This is a genomic window from Kangiella sediminilitoris, assembly GCF_001708405.1.
Lineage (GTDB): Bacteria > Pseudomonadota > Gammaproteobacteria > Enterobacterales > Kangiellaceae > Kangiella > Kangiella sediminilitoris.
Genome location: NZ_CP012418.1, coordinates 1,310,854 through 1,325,824, shown reverse-complemented (window position 1 = coordinate 1,325,824; position 14,971 = coordinate 1,310,854). Strand labels below are relative to the sequence as shown.

11 protein-coding genes and 2 tRNA genes are annotated in these 14,971 nt (G+C 42.3%); 11 read left to right on the top strand and 2 right to left on the bottom strand.

Going from position 1 to position 14,971, the window contains the following annotated elements; translation table 11 throughout:
• Positions 1-14 precede the first annotated feature (14 nt).
• From alaS to KS2013_RS06065, 9 genes are all read left to right on the top strand, one after another.
• Positions 15-2,633: an alanine--tRNA ligase gene (gene alaS / locus KS2013_RS06105; RefSeq protein WP_068991174.1), complete on the top strand. Its 2,619-nt coding sequence runs from the start codon at positions 15-17 to the stop codon at positions 2,631-2,633.
• Positions 2,634-2,724: 91 nt separating this feature from the next.
• Positions 2,725-2,937, top strand: a complete 213-nt coding sequence (gene csrA, locus KS2013_RS06100) for a carbon storage regulator CsrA (protein WP_068991172.1) — start codon at positions 2,725-2,727, stop codon at positions 2,935-2,937.
• Positions 2,938-3,225: 288 nt separating this feature from the next.
• The gene (gene csrA, locus KS2013_RS06095; RefSeq protein ID WP_068991165.1) at positions 3,226-3,453 is read left to right on the top strand and encodes a carbon storage regulator CsrA; all 228 of its coding nucleotides are present in this window, start codon (positions 3,226-3,228) and stop codon (positions 3,451-3,453) included.
• Between the two features lie 62 nt (positions 3,454-3,515).
• Positions 3,516-3,606: transfer RNA gene (locus KS2013_RS06090), tRNA-Ser, on the top strand.
• 332 nt (positions 3,607-3,938) lie between these two features.
• The gene (locus tag KS2013_RS06085; protein ID WP_068991162.1) at positions 3,939-4,688 is read left to right on the top strand and encodes an ABC transporter ATP-binding protein; all 750 of its coding nucleotides are present in this window, start codon (positions 3,939-3,941) and stop codon (positions 4,686-4,688) included.
• A gap of 1 nt (position 4,689) precedes the next feature.
• A complete protein-coding gene (locus KS2013_RS06080) occupies positions 4,690-7,056 on the top strand; it encodes an ABC transporter permease (protein WP_068991160.1) in 2,367 nt (788 codons plus the stop codon).
• A gap of 4 nt (positions 7,057-7,060) precedes the next feature.
• Positions 7,061-8,257: an efflux RND transporter periplasmic adaptor subunit gene (locus KS2013_RS06075; RefSeq protein ID WP_068991157.1), complete on the top strand. Its 1,197-nt coding sequence runs from the start codon at positions 7,061-7,063 to the stop codon at positions 8,255-8,257.
• 72 nt (positions 8,258-8,329) lie between these two features.
• Positions 8,330-9,691: a diguanylate cyclase domain-containing protein gene (locus KS2013_RS06070; RefSeq protein WP_068991154.1), complete on the top strand. Its 1,362-nt coding sequence runs from the start codon at positions 8,330-8,332 to the stop codon at positions 9,689-9,691.
• Between the two features lie 152 nt (positions 9,692-9,843).
• A tRNA-Arg gene (locus KS2013_RS06065) sits at positions 9,844-9,920 on the top strand.
• A 251-nt stretch (positions 9,921-10,171) separates the two neighbouring features.
• On the opposite strand, the gene KS2013_RS06060 is transcribed toward KS2013_RS06065, so the two are convergent.
• Together KS2013_RS06060 and KS2013_RS06055 are read right to left on the bottom strand one after the other, a co-directional pair.
• Entirely contained in the window at positions 10,172-10,600 is a 429-nt protein-coding gene (locus KS2013_RS06060; RefSeq protein WP_068991151.1) for an organic hydroperoxide resistance protein, read from the bottom strand.
• A gap of 14 nt (positions 10,601-10,614) precedes the next feature.
• Positions 10,615-11,661 carry an NAD(P)-dependent alcohol dehydrogenase gene (locus tag KS2013_RS06055; RefSeq protein ID WP_068991148.1) on the bottom strand — a complete coding sequence of 349 codons (1,047 nt, stop codon included), beginning with the start codon at positions 11,659-11,661 and terminating at the stop codon, positions 10,615-10,617.
• Positions 11,662-11,901: 240 nt separating this feature from the next.
• On the opposite strand from KS2013_RS06055, the gene KS2013_RS06050 reads away from it, so the two are divergent.
• Together KS2013_RS06050 and KS2013_RS06045 are read left to right on the top strand one after the other, a co-directional pair.
• Positions 11,902-13,452 (top strand): cryptochrome/photolyase family protein, encoded by a 1,551-nt coding sequence (locus KS2013_RS06050; protein WP_068991145.1) that lies wholly within the window; start codon positions 11,902-11,904, stop codon positions 13,450-13,452.
• Positions 13,453-13,542: 90 nt separating this feature from the next.
• Positions 13,543-14,955, top strand: coding sequence for a DNA recombination protein RmuC (locus KS2013_RS06045; RefSeq protein ID WP_068991141.1), 1,413 nt, complete (start codon positions 13,543-13,545; stop codon positions 14,953-14,955).
• Positions 14,956-14,971: the final 16 nt, after the last annotated feature.

Here is a 14,971-nt window from a genome sequence, read left to right as displayed (position 1 = left end):
CGACAGCTAATACAATGACGACCAATGAAATACGACAAGCTTTTCTAAAGTTTTTCGAAGATAAAGGACATAAGGTGGTGGAGAGTGCGCCGCTGATTCCTGCAAACGACCCCACTTTATTATTTACTAATGCGGGTATGGTGCCATTCAAGGACTGCTTCCTGGGTACAGATAAACGCAGTTACACCCGTGCTACCAGCTCTCAGCGCTGTGTTCGCGCCGGCGGTAAGCATAACGATCTTGAGAATGTTGGTTATACCGCACGTCACCACACATTCTTCGAAATGTTAGGTAATTTCAGCTTTGGTGATTACTTCAAAAAAGAGGCTATTGGCTACTGCTGGGAATTACTGACTGAAGTATTCAAGTTGCCAAAAGAAAAGCTATGGGTGACGGTCTACGAAGAAGATGATGAGGCCTATGATATCTGGGCTAAAGATATCGGTTTCCCGGAAGACCGTATCAGTCGAATAGGTGATAACAAAGGTGAGCGCTACGCTTCAGATAACTTCTGGGCAATGGGCGATACTGGCCCTTGTGGACCATGCTCTGAAGTTTTTTATGACCATGGTGAACACATCTGGGGTGGTCCTCCGGGTACGCCGGAAGAGGACGGTGATCGCTTCATCGAGATCTGGAATCTTGTTTTCATGCAGTATAACCGTCACAAAGACGGTACCATGGAATCATTACCAAAACCTTCGGTTGATACTGGCATGGGGCTAGAGCGTATCTCAGCCATTCTTCAAGGCGTTCATAGTAACTACGAAATTGATACCTTCCAGTATTTAATAAAGAAAACAGCAGAGCTTCTTCAAGTTAACGATCTGGACAATAAGTCACTGCGAGTTATCGCGGATCACATCCGTTCATGCTCTTTCCTGATTCTTGATGGCATCGTGCCAAGCAATGAAGGCCGTGGTTATGTGCTACGTCGTATTACTCGTCGAGCTATTCGTCATGGTCACCAGCTCGGAGCTAAAGGCGTTTTCTTCTCTAAACTAGTAAAAGCTTTAGTCGATACAATGGGCGACGCCTATCCAGCTCTTAAAGATCAGCAATCGATCATAGAAGGCGTAATTGAAAAAGAAGAGCTAGCCTTTGCCAAAACATTGGATAAGGGTATGGCAATTCTTGAAGCGGATATCGCTGAAGTTAAAAACAAAACGATTTCTGGTGAAACCGTATTTAAGCTCTATGACACTTATGGTTTTCCGCAGGATTTAACCGCTGACATTGCACGTGAGAAAGGACTAGATATTGACTGGGATGGCTTTGAAAAAGCCATGGAAGCTCAGCGAGAGCGCGCCCGGGCATCCAGCAACTTTGGCGTCGACTACAACGACTCATTAACCCTGGAAGAAAAGTCTGAGTTCACTGGCTATGACTATTTAAGTCAGCAAGTCACCATATTGAAACTTTTAAAGGATAGTGAGCCAGTTGAAAGATTGGATGAAGGGGAGAAGGGTATTGTTATCCTTGAGAAAACACCTTTTTATGCGGAGTCTGGTGGTCAAGTAGGCGACAAAGGCTCTTTGTATGGAAACGGAATCAACTTTCTTGTTGAAGACACACAAAATATTGGTGATGCTATTGCCCATATAGGTTATGTCGATAAAGGTTCAGTTACTTCTGGAGCTGACTTAAATGCTAAGGTAGATGGTGGTTTGCGTCAAAGTACCATGCGAAATCACTCGGCGACTCATTTATTGCATGCCGCTTTACGTGATGTGCTTGGCTCACACGTTCAGCAAAAGGGATCTTTGAATGATCCTGAACGCTTACGTTTTGACTTCTCTAATCCGGAAGCTGTATCCAGAGAACAGCTTGTCCAGGTGGAGCGATTAGTAAACGAAAAGATATTTGAAAACCATCCGGTGGAAGCTGCTGTGATGTCGATGGACGAAGCCAAGGAGCAGGGAGCCATGGCTTTATTTGGCGAGAAATACGGTGATGAGGTTCGGGTATTAACTATGTCGCCTTTTTCTGTCGAGTTATGTGGTGGTACTCATGTAAAAAGAACCGGGGATATTGGACCGTTCAAAATTGTTTCTGAGACAGGTATTGCGGCAGGTGTTCGCCGTATTGAAGCTGTAACCGGCGAAAGGGCAGTAGCCTGGATGCAACAGTCTGAAAACAAGTTACACACACTGGGAAAACTGTTGAAAAGCGATCCTGCTCACTCGGTAGAAAAAGTTGAGCAATTGCTGGATAAGTCTAAACAGCTGGAGAAGAAAATTGAACAGCTACAAGGTAAACTTGCCTCAAGTCAAGGTAGCGATCTTGCGTCAAATGCTATAGATATTAAGGGCGTTAAGCTTTTAGTATCACAACTCGAGGGTGTAGAGCCTAAGGCTTTACGAGATATGCAGGATCAGTTAAAGAATAAACTAGGTTCCAGCATTGTGGTTTTAGGTATAGCTAAGGACGATAAAGTCAGTTTGATTGCCGGTGTTAGTAAAGATTTAACCTCCAAGGTTAAAGCTGGGGATCTAGTTAAAATGGTCGCTGAGCAGGTTGGAGGAAAAGGCGGAGGTCGCCCTGATATGGCCCAAGCTGGTGGTAAAGATGCGGCTGCGCTTCCGGCTGCGCTGGAATCAGTAAAACCTTGGATTGAAGAACACTTAAGTTAATATTAAGCTGATATTTGATATAGTAGATTTGTAGATAGTTGAAGACGAGCAATGACTGCGACTCTTCAAGCAATGGAATAGGAGATTTAGGATGTTAATTTTAACTCGTCGTGTAGGCGAAACCTTGATGATCGGTGATGAAATTACAGTCACCGTACTTGGAGTCAAAGGCAATCAGGTACGAATCGGCATTAATGCCCCTAAAGAGGTGGCAGTACACCGAGAAGAAATTTATTTGCGGATACAGCACGAAAAGCAAATGAAGTCCTATCAACATCAAAATGATGACTCAGAGAGCTATTAAAAAAAGGAGCCTTTTGGCTCCTTTTTTTTATTTTCGATATAGTGTTATTCAAGGAAATCCAAAGTTTTATTAGTTTCTCCAATTAAGAGGTGTTAGCCGCTTTGCTTGTAACAATTCGTACTGATGTGATTAGAAACACAAAAACCTAGTCTTTTATCTTAATTACTGATAAAATTCGCGCCTTCCGACGTAAGTGTCGGCTTTCTTTACAGTGTTTAATTATTTCGTAGATAGTGGAGAGCAGCTTGGAATTTGCTTGGATGGCTCTCTAGGATAGAGGAGATTGGAATGTTAATTTTAACTCGACGTGTTGGTGAAACGTTAATGATCGGTGATGAAATCACTGTGACAGTTTTAGGTGTTAAAGGTAATCAGGTTCGTATTGGTATCAATGCACCTAAAGAAGTTGCAGTTCATCGTGAAGAAATTTATTTACGCATTCAGCATGAGAAACAAATGGAGAATTACCAAGGTAATCAACCAGGTAATAATTCAGACGACGATTATAATTATTAAAAAAAGTTGGATTGGAGTGTTGCATTTTATCCTAAATAAGGTAACATTCCGTCCGCGTCAACGGTGAGGTGGCCGAGCGGCTGAAGGCGCTCCCCTGCTAAGGGAGTATACCCTAATCCGGTATCGAGGGTTCGAATCCCTCCCTCACCGCCATTACTTTAAAGTATAGAGTTGGCGCAAGATTTTAAAACCTGCTTTCGGGCAGGTTTTTTTATACCCTAATGAAAAGGGCAGGGATGAGAACCCTCTGGTTCGAACAACATTGGGCCTCTTGTTAGAAATATAAGGGTATTCAGACAGGCCAGTTTCATCCGCACCTCCCCATTTTCACACTTCCTCAGGATTCTAAGTCTCTTCACTGGCATTCTTGTTATGATTGATTTAGATCAACCCACCTTTATGAACGTTAAATTTCTGTTGCTTACTTTCTATCCTCTTCATAATATGAGTACAGACGTGATTGTTTTTTGAACAGGGAATTAAGTTTGTCCAATAATGATAGTGAAGCAACACAAGAAGCGGAAACGAACTCTCGTTTTGTCTTGCATGCACATAAACTCACTAAAGTTTATAAAACGGGTGAGGTTGAGGTTAAAGCTCTGGACGGTGTTGACTTTGAAGTATTCGAGCACGAAATGGTCGTCCTTCTTGGACAGTCAGGTAGTGGTAAGTCAACGCTTTTAAATATTTTAGGTGGTTTGGATGTTGCTTCTTCCGGGGAGGTGTACTTTAAGGACAAGATCCTGGACTCCTCAAATAAAGGGATGTTAACTAATTTTAGGCGTGAGCATGTCGGCTTCGTCTTTCAATTTTACAACCTTATTCCAAGTCTTACAGCGGTCGAAAACGTGGCACTAGTCACTGAAATAGCTGAGAATCCTATGCAGCCAGAAGAAGCTTTAGATCTGGTTGGATTATTGCCAAGGAAGGATCATTTCCCAGCACAGTTGTCTGGAGGAGAGCAGCAAAGGGTTGCTATAGCTAGAGCAATCGCTAAACAGCCTGAAATTTTATTATGTGATGAGCCCACAGGAGCCCTGGATCATGAAACTGGTATTTTAGTACTGGAGGCAATAGAGCAGGTTAATCGGGAGTTAGGTACCGCAACGGTGGTTATTACCCATAACACATCTGTGGGGGGGATTGCTGACAGGGTTGTCACTTTGCGAGATGGTAAAATTTCGGATATCCATAAAAATTTAAACCGTATTTCTCCGGCGGAGTTAAAGTGGTGATATGCAGACGCTGAATTTAAAATTATGGCGGGACTTATGGCATGTCAAAGGCCAAGTAATTGCTGTGGCACTAGTTATTGCTTCAGGAATTGCTACGCTCAGTATGGCTTTAACAACAGTTGAGACTCTGCAAAAAACCTCTGACCAATACTTTTCTGATTATCAGTTTGCTGATGCTTTTGTGAGTGCTGTCAGGGTTCCAGGTAGCATCAAGGAACGTCTTGAGTCCATTGACGGTGTCAGTCTGGTAGAAACACGAATTAGAAAATACTCGTCGCTGGATATGCCGGGCTTTAAAGAGCCTGTGATGGGCTTGTTTATTTCTATTCCTGAGGAATCACAGCCCAGGTTAAATCAATTGGCTCTGAGGAAAGGACGCTGGGTAGAGCGGGGAAGGTCTAATGAAATTATAGTTAATGAACCTTTTGCTGATGCCCATAATCTTGCGATTGGTGATCTGCTCCCGGCAGTTATGAATGGTAAGAAGCGCTTTTTCAAAGTGGTAGGAATTGCTCTCAGTCCGGAGTTTATCTACTCTGTAAGCCCAGGTGCAATGATGCCGGATAATGAACGTTTTGGAGTATTCTGGGCAGGCAGAGAGTCGCTTGAAGCCGCATATGATCTGCAAGGAGCTTTCAATGACGCTACCTTCAAGTTTGCGCAAGGAGCAGACTATCAGGCGACACTAAAGCGTATCGATCTTATTCTTGAACCTTATGGTGGACGCAATACTTATTTGCGTGATGATCAAACCTCCTATTGGTTCATTAACAACGAGATCAAGCAGCTCAAAACCATGTCCACTATATTGCCTACCATATTTCTGCTGGTTTCTGCATTCCTGACCAATATTGTTTTGAGCCGTATGATTATTAATGAGCGAGAGCAAATTGGTTTGCTCAAGGCATTCGGTTTCACTAACGCTCAGGTTGGTGCCCATTACTTCAAGCTAATGTTAGTTATGTGTTTTTTGGGAGTATTAATTGGGTTAGTCGTAGGGAGTTATCTTGGTAGCAAGAATGCTAAAATCTATGCTGAGTTTTTCCGTTTCCCTGTCTTCGTTTATGAAATTTCCGTTCAGTCTTTTGTTATTAGTACTAGCGTCAGTATTCTAGCCGCTTTATCAGGTACTGTTGGCTCAATTGCTAAAGTGGTAAAACTGCCTCCTGCGGTTGCTATGATTCCTCCCAGCCCAGCTGTTTATCACAAAACTCTTCTTGATAGAGCTGGTATTAAAGCTATGCTCGATCAGCCTACCAGAATTGCCGTGAGACAAATTATGCGTAAACCTTTGCGCTCATTCTTTACCGTTATCGGAGTTTCATTTGCGGTTGGTCTAATGGTTATGGCTTTACAATGGGTCGATGCCATTAAATTCCTGGGTACCTCATACTACAACGATGCGCAGCGTCAAGACATGACGATGGCCTTCTATCAGAATCAGCAAAAGGAAACCATGCTACAAGTTGAAAGGCTGCCGGGAGTGCTGGAAGCAGAACCTATTAGGTATGTATCTGTAGATTTCATTAATGGTGCTAAGAGGCATCGAGGGGCAATAACTGGTCTTCCATCAGACGCAACTTTACAGCCGATATACGATAATCAAAAACAATCCACCGTTCGTTTGCCTCAGGGGGGAATAGTTATAGGGAGTCAGCTAGCCCAAAAACTGAATGTAGGTATTGGTGATCGAGTTTATATTGATTTTCTGGAACAAGAAAATATACAGGCTTACTTCTTGGTTATCGATATATTTGAGACGTTTTTAGGTATGCCAGCCTACACAAGCCTAGATTCCCTCAACCGAGTTCTAGGTGAACAGGGGCAATTTTCTATGCTGAATTTGTTAGTCGACCCAGCTTACTACGATGCTCTTTACGAAACGATTAAAGAAACCCCTGCAATAACCGCTGTAGCTACAAAACAGGCGGCTCTTGATGCCTTCAATGACTCTATAGCAGAGTCTATGCTGGTTATGATCTTTGTCTTTGTTGTACTGTCATCAATTCTGGTTTTCGGAGTTACCTATAATATGATCAGGGTTGCCCTGTCTGAGAGAGGTCGAGAACTGGCAACATTAAGAGTTTTGGGTTTTACTAAGAGTGAAACCTCATATATTTTATTGTGTGAGATTGGTTTGTTGACGTTAATGGGATTAATTCTGGGATGTTTTGTCGGCTGGGGAATTACGTTTTCTATGGGGTATGCAATGGAAACTGAGCTTTTTAGAATACCGGTAATTATCTACCCAGATACATATAGCTATGCTGTTTTGATCACATTATTTGCCTCGTTCATTTCTGCTCTATTTGTGATTAAGAGAATACACAAGCTCAACTTAATTGAAGTCTTAAAAACCAAGGAATGATTTCATGGGTATTAACAAGCGCTTTAGGCTATGGTTCTTACTAATTGCAGTACTGCTTATTTTGCTGGTATATGGTTTTTGGCCCAGGCCAATTGAAGTGGAGACAGTGACTGTTAAAAAAGAACAGTTTTATGAAGTAGTGTCTGAGGTTGGCGAAACCCAGGTAAAAAATATATATCAGATATCTGCACCTATTAGTGGTTACCTGAGACGAGTAACACTTGAGGTGGGAGATAAGGTTGAAGCTAATAAAACTGTAGTAGCAGAAATTGAGCCTTTGCGTTCACAACCCCTCGATCCAAGGAGTGAAAAGCAGGCTGTTGCTGAATTGCATGCTGCACGCTCAGCGTTAGAGATGGCTCGTGCTAAATTACGCCAGGTTCAAAATGAGCTGAGCTTTGCTAAGAGCGATCTTCAAAGGGCGGAGACATTACTAAAAGATAAAGCCATTTCTAAGCGAGAGTATGATAACGCGAAAAAGGTATACCAAAGCCTACTACAGGAGTTACAAGCCAATCAGGCAACCCTGCAGTTACGTCAGGCAGAGCTTGAGCGTGTAGAAGCATTGCTCGATAACTCCCTTACAGAATTTCTCCCTGAGTGCGAGTGCAGCCAGCTGTTTTCTCCTGGCAATGGCGTGGTTCTCGTAAGGTATCGTGAAAGTGCTGGTGTGATTAATGCTTCTGAGGCCATTATGGATATTGGCGATCCATCCGAGCTGGAGATTAAAGTTGAGCTTATATCCACTGAAGCTGTTCAGGTCATAGAAGGGCAGAAAGTTCACATTAAAGGTTGGGGGGGCAAAGACGCTCTTCATGGCGTGGTGTCCCAAGTGGAACCGACGGCTTATAAGAAAGTCACGGCCCTTGGTATCGAGGAGCAACGGGTGAATATATACATCGATATAACCAGTCCAAAGGAGCAGTGGAAAAAACTTGGCCATGGTTACCAGCTTGAAGTGGATATTATTTTAGCTGACAAACCGGATACTTTGGTTGTGCCCATTATTGCAATGGTCAAAGAAGGTACTGAGTGGATTACTTTTGTGGTTAATGATGGAGTTGTTGAAAAGCGCTTGCTAGATATTGGTGCAATCAATGGCTTACAGGCTGAGGCTCTTGACGGTGTCAAAGAGGGTGAAACAATTATTTACAATCCAAGTGATAGTATAGAAGATGGGGTTAGAGTAAGATTAAGATAAGACGTGATAATAAAATAATAGTGTGGACCCGGCTTAGACTGTGTTCGCTTGTGCTTGATAAGGATGGTTGGGGTGAAAAGAAAAGTATATACAGCATGGATATATGCGGTAAGTATCATTTACTTCATCATTGGGATAATAGTCGTTGAGAACCTGGTTAAATCACACTCCGATACCCTCGAGCAGGAAGCGAAACAGGAGTTCGTCGATCGCTTTCTACTGGTTCGTTCAAAAATAGAGTCATCTATATTCTCTGATAGTTATATTGCTAATAGCTTAGCAACCATTCTCTCTGCTGACCCTGATTTCGGTGTTGGTAATTTTGAGGAGCTAGCCAAAACATCGATCACTAAGGCACGCTACTTGAGGAATATTAGTTTAGCTCAAGGCTATGATCTGACGCATGTCTATCCTCTAGCTGGTAATGAAAAAGCTCTGGGGTTTAACTTTAAACAGTCGCCTTCGCAGTTTAAGACTGTAGAAAAGGCCCGTAGGACAAAATCTGTTGTTATTGCTGGACCGCTGACACTGGTTCAGGGTGGAAAAGCTATAATTGCACGCTATCCGATTTTTGACGACTTTCCTATCAATAATAGTTTCTGGGGTCAGGTTAGTGTCGTTTTAAGTATCGAAAATATTTTTCGTGAGTCGGGGCTTGAGCAATTATCTTCAACGTATGAAGTCGCTCTTAAGGGTTTAGATGGAGAGGGTGAAAGAGGTGAAGTATTTTGGGGGATTGGTGATACATTTGACAAGCCTGACGTAATCTCCAGTATCGAACTACCCGGTGGAAACTGGGTTATGGCAGCAAAAAATAATAAAACTCACGATGCATTTCATATCAATAGCATTCATATTTATCGGATACTTGGACATCTGGTCGTTCTGCTAACATTTATTTCCATCGTATTTTTAATCCGTTCCTACCACTTGGCACGTGAGGCATCTATATACGATGAGCTAACTACATTACCAAATCGTCGCTACGGTTTTCAGTTACTGAACAACCTTAATCAAAATAGACGCACCCAAGCACCTTATGCAGTTATTGTTATAGATCTTAATGGCTTTAAAGCGGTTAACGATAACCATGGTCATGCAGCTGGTGATTATGTTTTAAAGAAAATATCTAACATGCTGGTATCGTCATTGCGTAGCACTGATATTTGCTGTCGCCTGGGGGGAGATGAATTTTTGATAGTACTGCCACGGACAGAGTCAGCAGCTATAGTTAAAAATATCGTTTGTAAATTAAAGCGTAATCTTAGTGCTTTAAAGTTACAGTTTAATCATCAGGATTTATATATATCCATGAGCGCTGGGTATGCATTTTATCCCGGTGACAGCACGGAAATTGAGGCTCTTCTTAGAAAGGCTGACCATCAAATGTATCAGGATAAGCAGCAAGTCAGAGAAACTCAGCTTTCCACTTAGAAGCTAATAATTGTACAGTTTGTTTATTAACTGCGCAGTTTTATGCTTAAAAAACAAACGGTTGCAATAAATAGTTAAATATTCGATAAAAAAATAAAAAAGGTCGTTGACATATCAAAGTCTGGTGGCATAATAGCGCCCATCAAAACGAAGCGCGTGTAGCTCAGCTGGATAGAGTACCTGGCTACGAACCAGGCGGTCGGAGGTTCGAATCCTTCCACGCGCGCCATTATTCAAAACCTCGCTACGGCGGGGTTTTTTATTGCCTGTATAAAATGATACCCATGGACCTCCAGCAGAAGAGGGCTCGACATATAAAGAAGTGTTTTGAGAATCTGAGTTATAGCCGGTCGCAGCCTATACGTTGAACAATGGGTATTTAATACGTATTTAGCTGCAATTCGACTTTCTGGCATTATTACCAGTATTAGAAAGCCCGGAAACACCGGGCTTTATGTATGAACACAATGATTAAACGAATTAAACTACCTTTAATCTGACATCAACGCCATTGCGTGTGGCATTAGAGTATGGGCAAACTTGATGAGCTTTATCGACAATGTCTTTGGCTTGCGACTTTTCCATTCCAGGCACGGAGACATGCAGTTCAACATCAATAGCAAAACCGCCATCAGTAGGCCCAATTCCTACATGCCCGGTTATAGAAGTGTCCTCAGGCAGCTTTACTTTTTCTTGCGCAGCCACATGTTGCATCGCGCCAATAAAGCATGCGGAGTAGCCAGCAGCGAATAGCTGTTCTGGATTCGTGCCATCCCCGCCAGAACCTCCAAGTTCTTTTGGTGTTGAAAGCTTAACTTCTAACTTGCCATCATCTGATTTAGCTTTACCCGCTCGTCCTCCTGTGGCGGTAGCCTTTGCGGTGTATGCTATTTCATGGGGTTGTTTCATAGTTAAATATCTCCTTATGATTTGAGTGACTTCATATCAATGACGAAACGGTATTTAACGTCGGAATCCATTACACGCTTATAGGCATGATTTATATCCTGGATGTCAATCATTTCAACGTCAGAAACAATGTCATGTTCAGCACAAAAGTCCAGCATCTCCTGTGTTTCCTTTATGCCACCGATTAGTGAGCCTGCAATACGCTTACGCCCAAGAATTAAACCTGCACCATGTAGATCTGGTAGGGGATCAAGAGCGCCTACAAGCACCATAGTTGCATCACGCTTTAAAAGTCCTACATAAGGATTTAAATCATGGCCAACAGGAACCGTATTAAGAATAAAGTCAAAGCTACCCATATGCTGTTTCATTGCGTCTTCGTCTTTGGAGACTAATACTTCGCTGGCACCAAGTCGTTTTGCATCAGCGCCTTTTTCGGGTGAAGTAGTAATCATAACGACTTCTGCACCCATAGCGTTGGCAAGTTTGACGCCCATATGGCCAAGTCCGCCGAGTCCGACAACACCGACTTTATCTCCTTTGGAGACATTCCATTGACGTAGTGGTGAGTAGGTCGTGATTCCCGCGCAAAGTAGCGGTGCTACTGCTTTGGTATCCAGGTTTTCAGAAACTGTCAGGACAAACTTCTGGTCAACAACTATATCACCAGAATAACCGCCGTGTGTTCGCCCTCCTAATATTGGGTCGTCGCTGCCATAGGTCATGACTGCTCCGTTTTCGCAGTATTGTTCAAGGTGATCATCACAAGCGCTACACGATTGACAAGAATCAACCATACAACCTACGCCTACCAAGTCGCCTTCCTTGAACTTTTTAACGTTATTACCTACGGCAGTAACCCGACCTACAATTTCGTGGCCCGGAACAACCGGGTATACGGTTCCCCCCCAGTCATTGTGTGCGGTATGTATATCACTATGGCAAACACCACAGTATTCGATATCAATTTGGACATCGTCATCACCGACTTGGCGTCTTTCGATTTCAATTGGCCCAAGATCTGATTCTGCTGACTGTGCTGCATATGCTGCTGTTTTCATTATTTCTCCTTACTGTTAGAGAATCTCAATGTCATTATAGGCATCAAAGGTGAAAATTATGTTTAACTATAGACTTTTAAGTGATGTCTATCACGTATTAATACAATGAGGCCTGAGCATTGCAAATTCCAATACAGTTTATTCATTGATTGGTAAATAAATTCAATGGCTCACGTTCACAACGCTTTCACCGCTTGATAGATAATCTATTGAGTGTGGAGATCAATTTTGGAAAAACAAATGCTAGAAGGTCAGTATGAAGAAATTCGCTTGATACTTGGGGATCAGTTGAATGCAAATCATAGCTGGTTTCGAGAGAAAAATGAGCGTTGCCTATATGTTATTGCGGAAGTTAAATCCGAAACTGATTACGTAAAACATCATATACAGAAAGTGTGTGCGTTTTTTCATGCGATGGAAACGTTCGCGGAAGCTTTAAACCATGGAGGTCATCATTGCTTGCATTTGTCGCTGGACGAGACTTCTGATTTCGAAGGGTTTGGTGATCTCATAAAGCACTTGGTTAATAAGTATCAGTCTAAACATTTTTCTTACCAACTCCCCGATGAAATTAGGTTAAGAGAACAACTGGCAGCTATTGAGCTTAGAGACATATCTATTAATCGCTATTCAAGCGAACACTTTCTGTTAGAAGAACACGAGTTGCCTGATTATTTTAACCCTGATAAACATAACCGAATGGAAAGTTTTTACCGAAAAATGCGAAAGCGGTTTGATGTTTTAATGGATGAAGGTGGACCAGAGGGCGGTCATTGGAATTTCGATAAAAATAACCGTAATAAGTTGAAACAGGATGAGCTAGAGGATATTCCGATACCTTTGCTATTTGCCAATGATGTCAGCCAAATACTGAAAAGGTTAGAAAGGCATGAAATAAAAACTATTGGCAGGGCAGAGAATTATTTGATTTGGCCGACCAGCCGTCAGCAAGCCTTACAGCTTTTAGATTTTTTCTGTGAGCAGTGTTTGTCTCGTTTTGGGTACTATCAGGACGCCATGACCTGTCAAAGCGAGCATAAGTGGTCCCTGTATCACTCCAGATTATCATTTGCCTTGAATGCAAAGTTACTTTCACCGAAGCAGGTCATCAACAAAGCCATTGAAGCATATCGGAGTAACGATACGATAGATATCGCGCAGGTGGAAGGTTTTGTCAGGCAAATACTTGGCTGGCGTGAGTTTGTTCGTGGTATTTACTGGATTCACCCGGATTATCGTGATTACAACTACCTTAATGCAGATAGACAGTTACCGCATTACTTCTGGACTGGTGACACCAAAATGCGCTGTATGTCTGAAGCGATTTCCCAGTCGCTGGACTATGCCTACGCGCACCATATACAACGATTGATGATCACTGGTAACTTTTGCTTGTTGACGGAGGTTGATCCTGAACAGGTAGATGAGTGGTATCTGGGAATCTATGTGGACGCCATTGAGTGGGTCGAAATGCCGAATACCAGAGGTATGAGCCAATTTGCCGATGGTGGAATTATCGCTACAAAGCCTTACGCTGCCAGCGCTAATTATGTTCACAAAATGAGCGACTATTGTTCGAATTGTTATTATTCACAGAAAGAAAAGACCTCTCCTAAGGCTTGTCCATTAAACAGTCTCTACTGGCGTTTTCTTGAAAGGAACAAGGAGACATTTAGGGATAACCAACGAATGGGGATGATTTACAATGTCTGGAATAAAAAAAGTGATGATGAGAAAGAGGCTATTCTTAATAAAGCTGCAGGCGTTCTTAGAGTCATAGACTCCCTGTAGACAAAAGTTCCATAATTCACTGTTGCCGGAGCTACTTTTTTATGTGTATTTTGTTACACTAATCGGACTTTATATAAGACGATAATATTAATGGATTTCAGCACCTTTATTACAAACAACCTTCCTCTTGCCATCATTCTGGGCGTAATTCTCATCGTAATCCTGGCTTTACTGGTTATGGTGATAAAGCAACATAAATCTCTTAAAACGTTAACAAACTCAGAAAATGAGGTAATTGACGCTATCAAGGGACTTGAGCAAAAGCAGACGATGGCTTTTGACTATGCGAAAGGTGACTTGCATCGCATGTCAGAACAAAGCCAGAGAACCTCTGAGAATTTTATTGAAAAGCTTCAAGGTAACCAGATTAAGTTAGGGGAGTCCTTTCAGGCTTTCCAAAGCCAGCTGCAAAAAGAGTTATCGGGCTTTAAGGATGGTTTGCAGAAAGACATATTTAAGCTCAAGGAGCAAATTGAGACCAATCAGAAAGAATCTCAAGCTCAGCTTCATGAACAGTTCCGTCGCGGTATCAAAGACGTTCGCGAAGAATTAACCCTGAATCTCAAAACTCATGGCGAAAACTTTGAGAAAAACATGAAGGGATTAACGCAATCAACAGACGAGCGACTAAAAGAAATAAGCGGGCAGGTTGAAAAACGCTTGGCGGATGGTTTTGAGAAAACAACTAAAACATTCCAGGACGTATTAAAGCGTTTAGCACTGATTGATGATGCACAAAAGAAAATCACCGAACTTTCCAGTAACGTTGTGAGCTTACAGGAAATCTTATCCGATAAACGATCTCGAGGAGCATTTGGTGAAGTACAATTAGAGTCCTTGGTTTCTAACGTTATGCCGACCAGTCACTACCAGTTCCAGTATGGCTTTGAAAACGGTAAAATTGTTGACTGTGCCTTATTCTTACCAGAACCAACCGGTGTGATCGGTGTTGACGCTAAGTTTCCGTTGGAGAACTACCAGAAGATGGTTGACGTAGAACTCTCCAAGCCTGAGCGTGATTCCGCACACCGAGCATTTGTGCAAGATATCAAAAAGCACGTAAAAGATATTTCAGAGAAATATATTATTGAAGGCGAAACAGCTACAGGCGCTGTAATGTTTATTCCGGCGGAAGCAGTATTTGCAGAAATTCATGCTCATCATCCCGAACTGGTCGAGTTTGCCCAACAGAATAAAGTCTGGATGGTATCGCCAACCACTATGATGGCACTCTTAACCACGGCCAGCGCTGTGTTGAAAGATGAAGCAACGCGCAAACAGGTGCATATCATTCAGGACGAGCTTGGTAAGTTATCAATAGAGTTTGGACGATTTAGGGAGCGCTGGACAAAACTGAGCCGCCACATTGGTCAGGTCACAGATGATGTTAAAGATATTAATACTACTACAAAGAAAATTACCTCTCGCTTTACTAAAATTGAGCAGGTTGATTTAGATGACGATGAAGATGAGGATCCAATAGGTATTGGACATCAATCTTAAAGAGAGTGTAGGAAAT

Excerpts from the sequence above, each read along its gene's own strand:
- csrA (WP_068991165.1), top strand. The coding sequence starts at position 3,226 with ATGTTAATTTTAACTCGACGTGTTGGTGAAACGTTAATGATCGGTGAT.
- KS2013_RS06045 (WP_068991141.1), top strand. The coding sequence starts at position 13,543 with ATGGATTTCAGCACCTTTATTACAAACAACCTTCCTCTTGCCATCATT.
- alaS (WP_068991174.1), top strand. The coding sequence starts at position 15 with ATGACGACCAATGAAATACGACAAGCTTTTCTAAAGTTTTTCGAAGAT.
- KS2013_RS06075 (WP_068991157.1), top strand. The coding sequence starts at position 7,061 with ATGGGTATTAACAAGCGCTTTAGGCTATGGTTCTTACTAATTGCAGTA.
- KS2013_RS06055 (WP_068991148.1), bottom strand. The coding sequence starts at position 11,661 with ATGAAAACAGCAGCATATGCAGCACAGTCAGCAGAATCAGATCTTGGG.
- csrA (WP_068991172.1), top strand. The coding sequence starts at position 2,725 with ATGTTAATTTTAACTCGTCGTGTAGGCGAAACCTTGATGATCGGTGAT.
- KS2013_RS06050 (WP_068991145.1), top strand. The coding sequence starts at position 11,902 with ATGCTAGAAGGTCAGTATGAAGAAATTCGCTTGATACTTGGGGATCAG.
- KS2013_RS06080 (WP_068991160.1), top strand. The coding sequence starts at position 4,690 with ATGCAGACGCTGAATTTAAAATTATGGCGGGACTTATGGCATGTCAAA.
- KS2013_RS06060 (WP_068991151.1), bottom strand. The coding sequence starts at position 10,600 with ATGAAACAACCCCATGAAATAGCATACACCGCAAAGGCTACCGCCACA.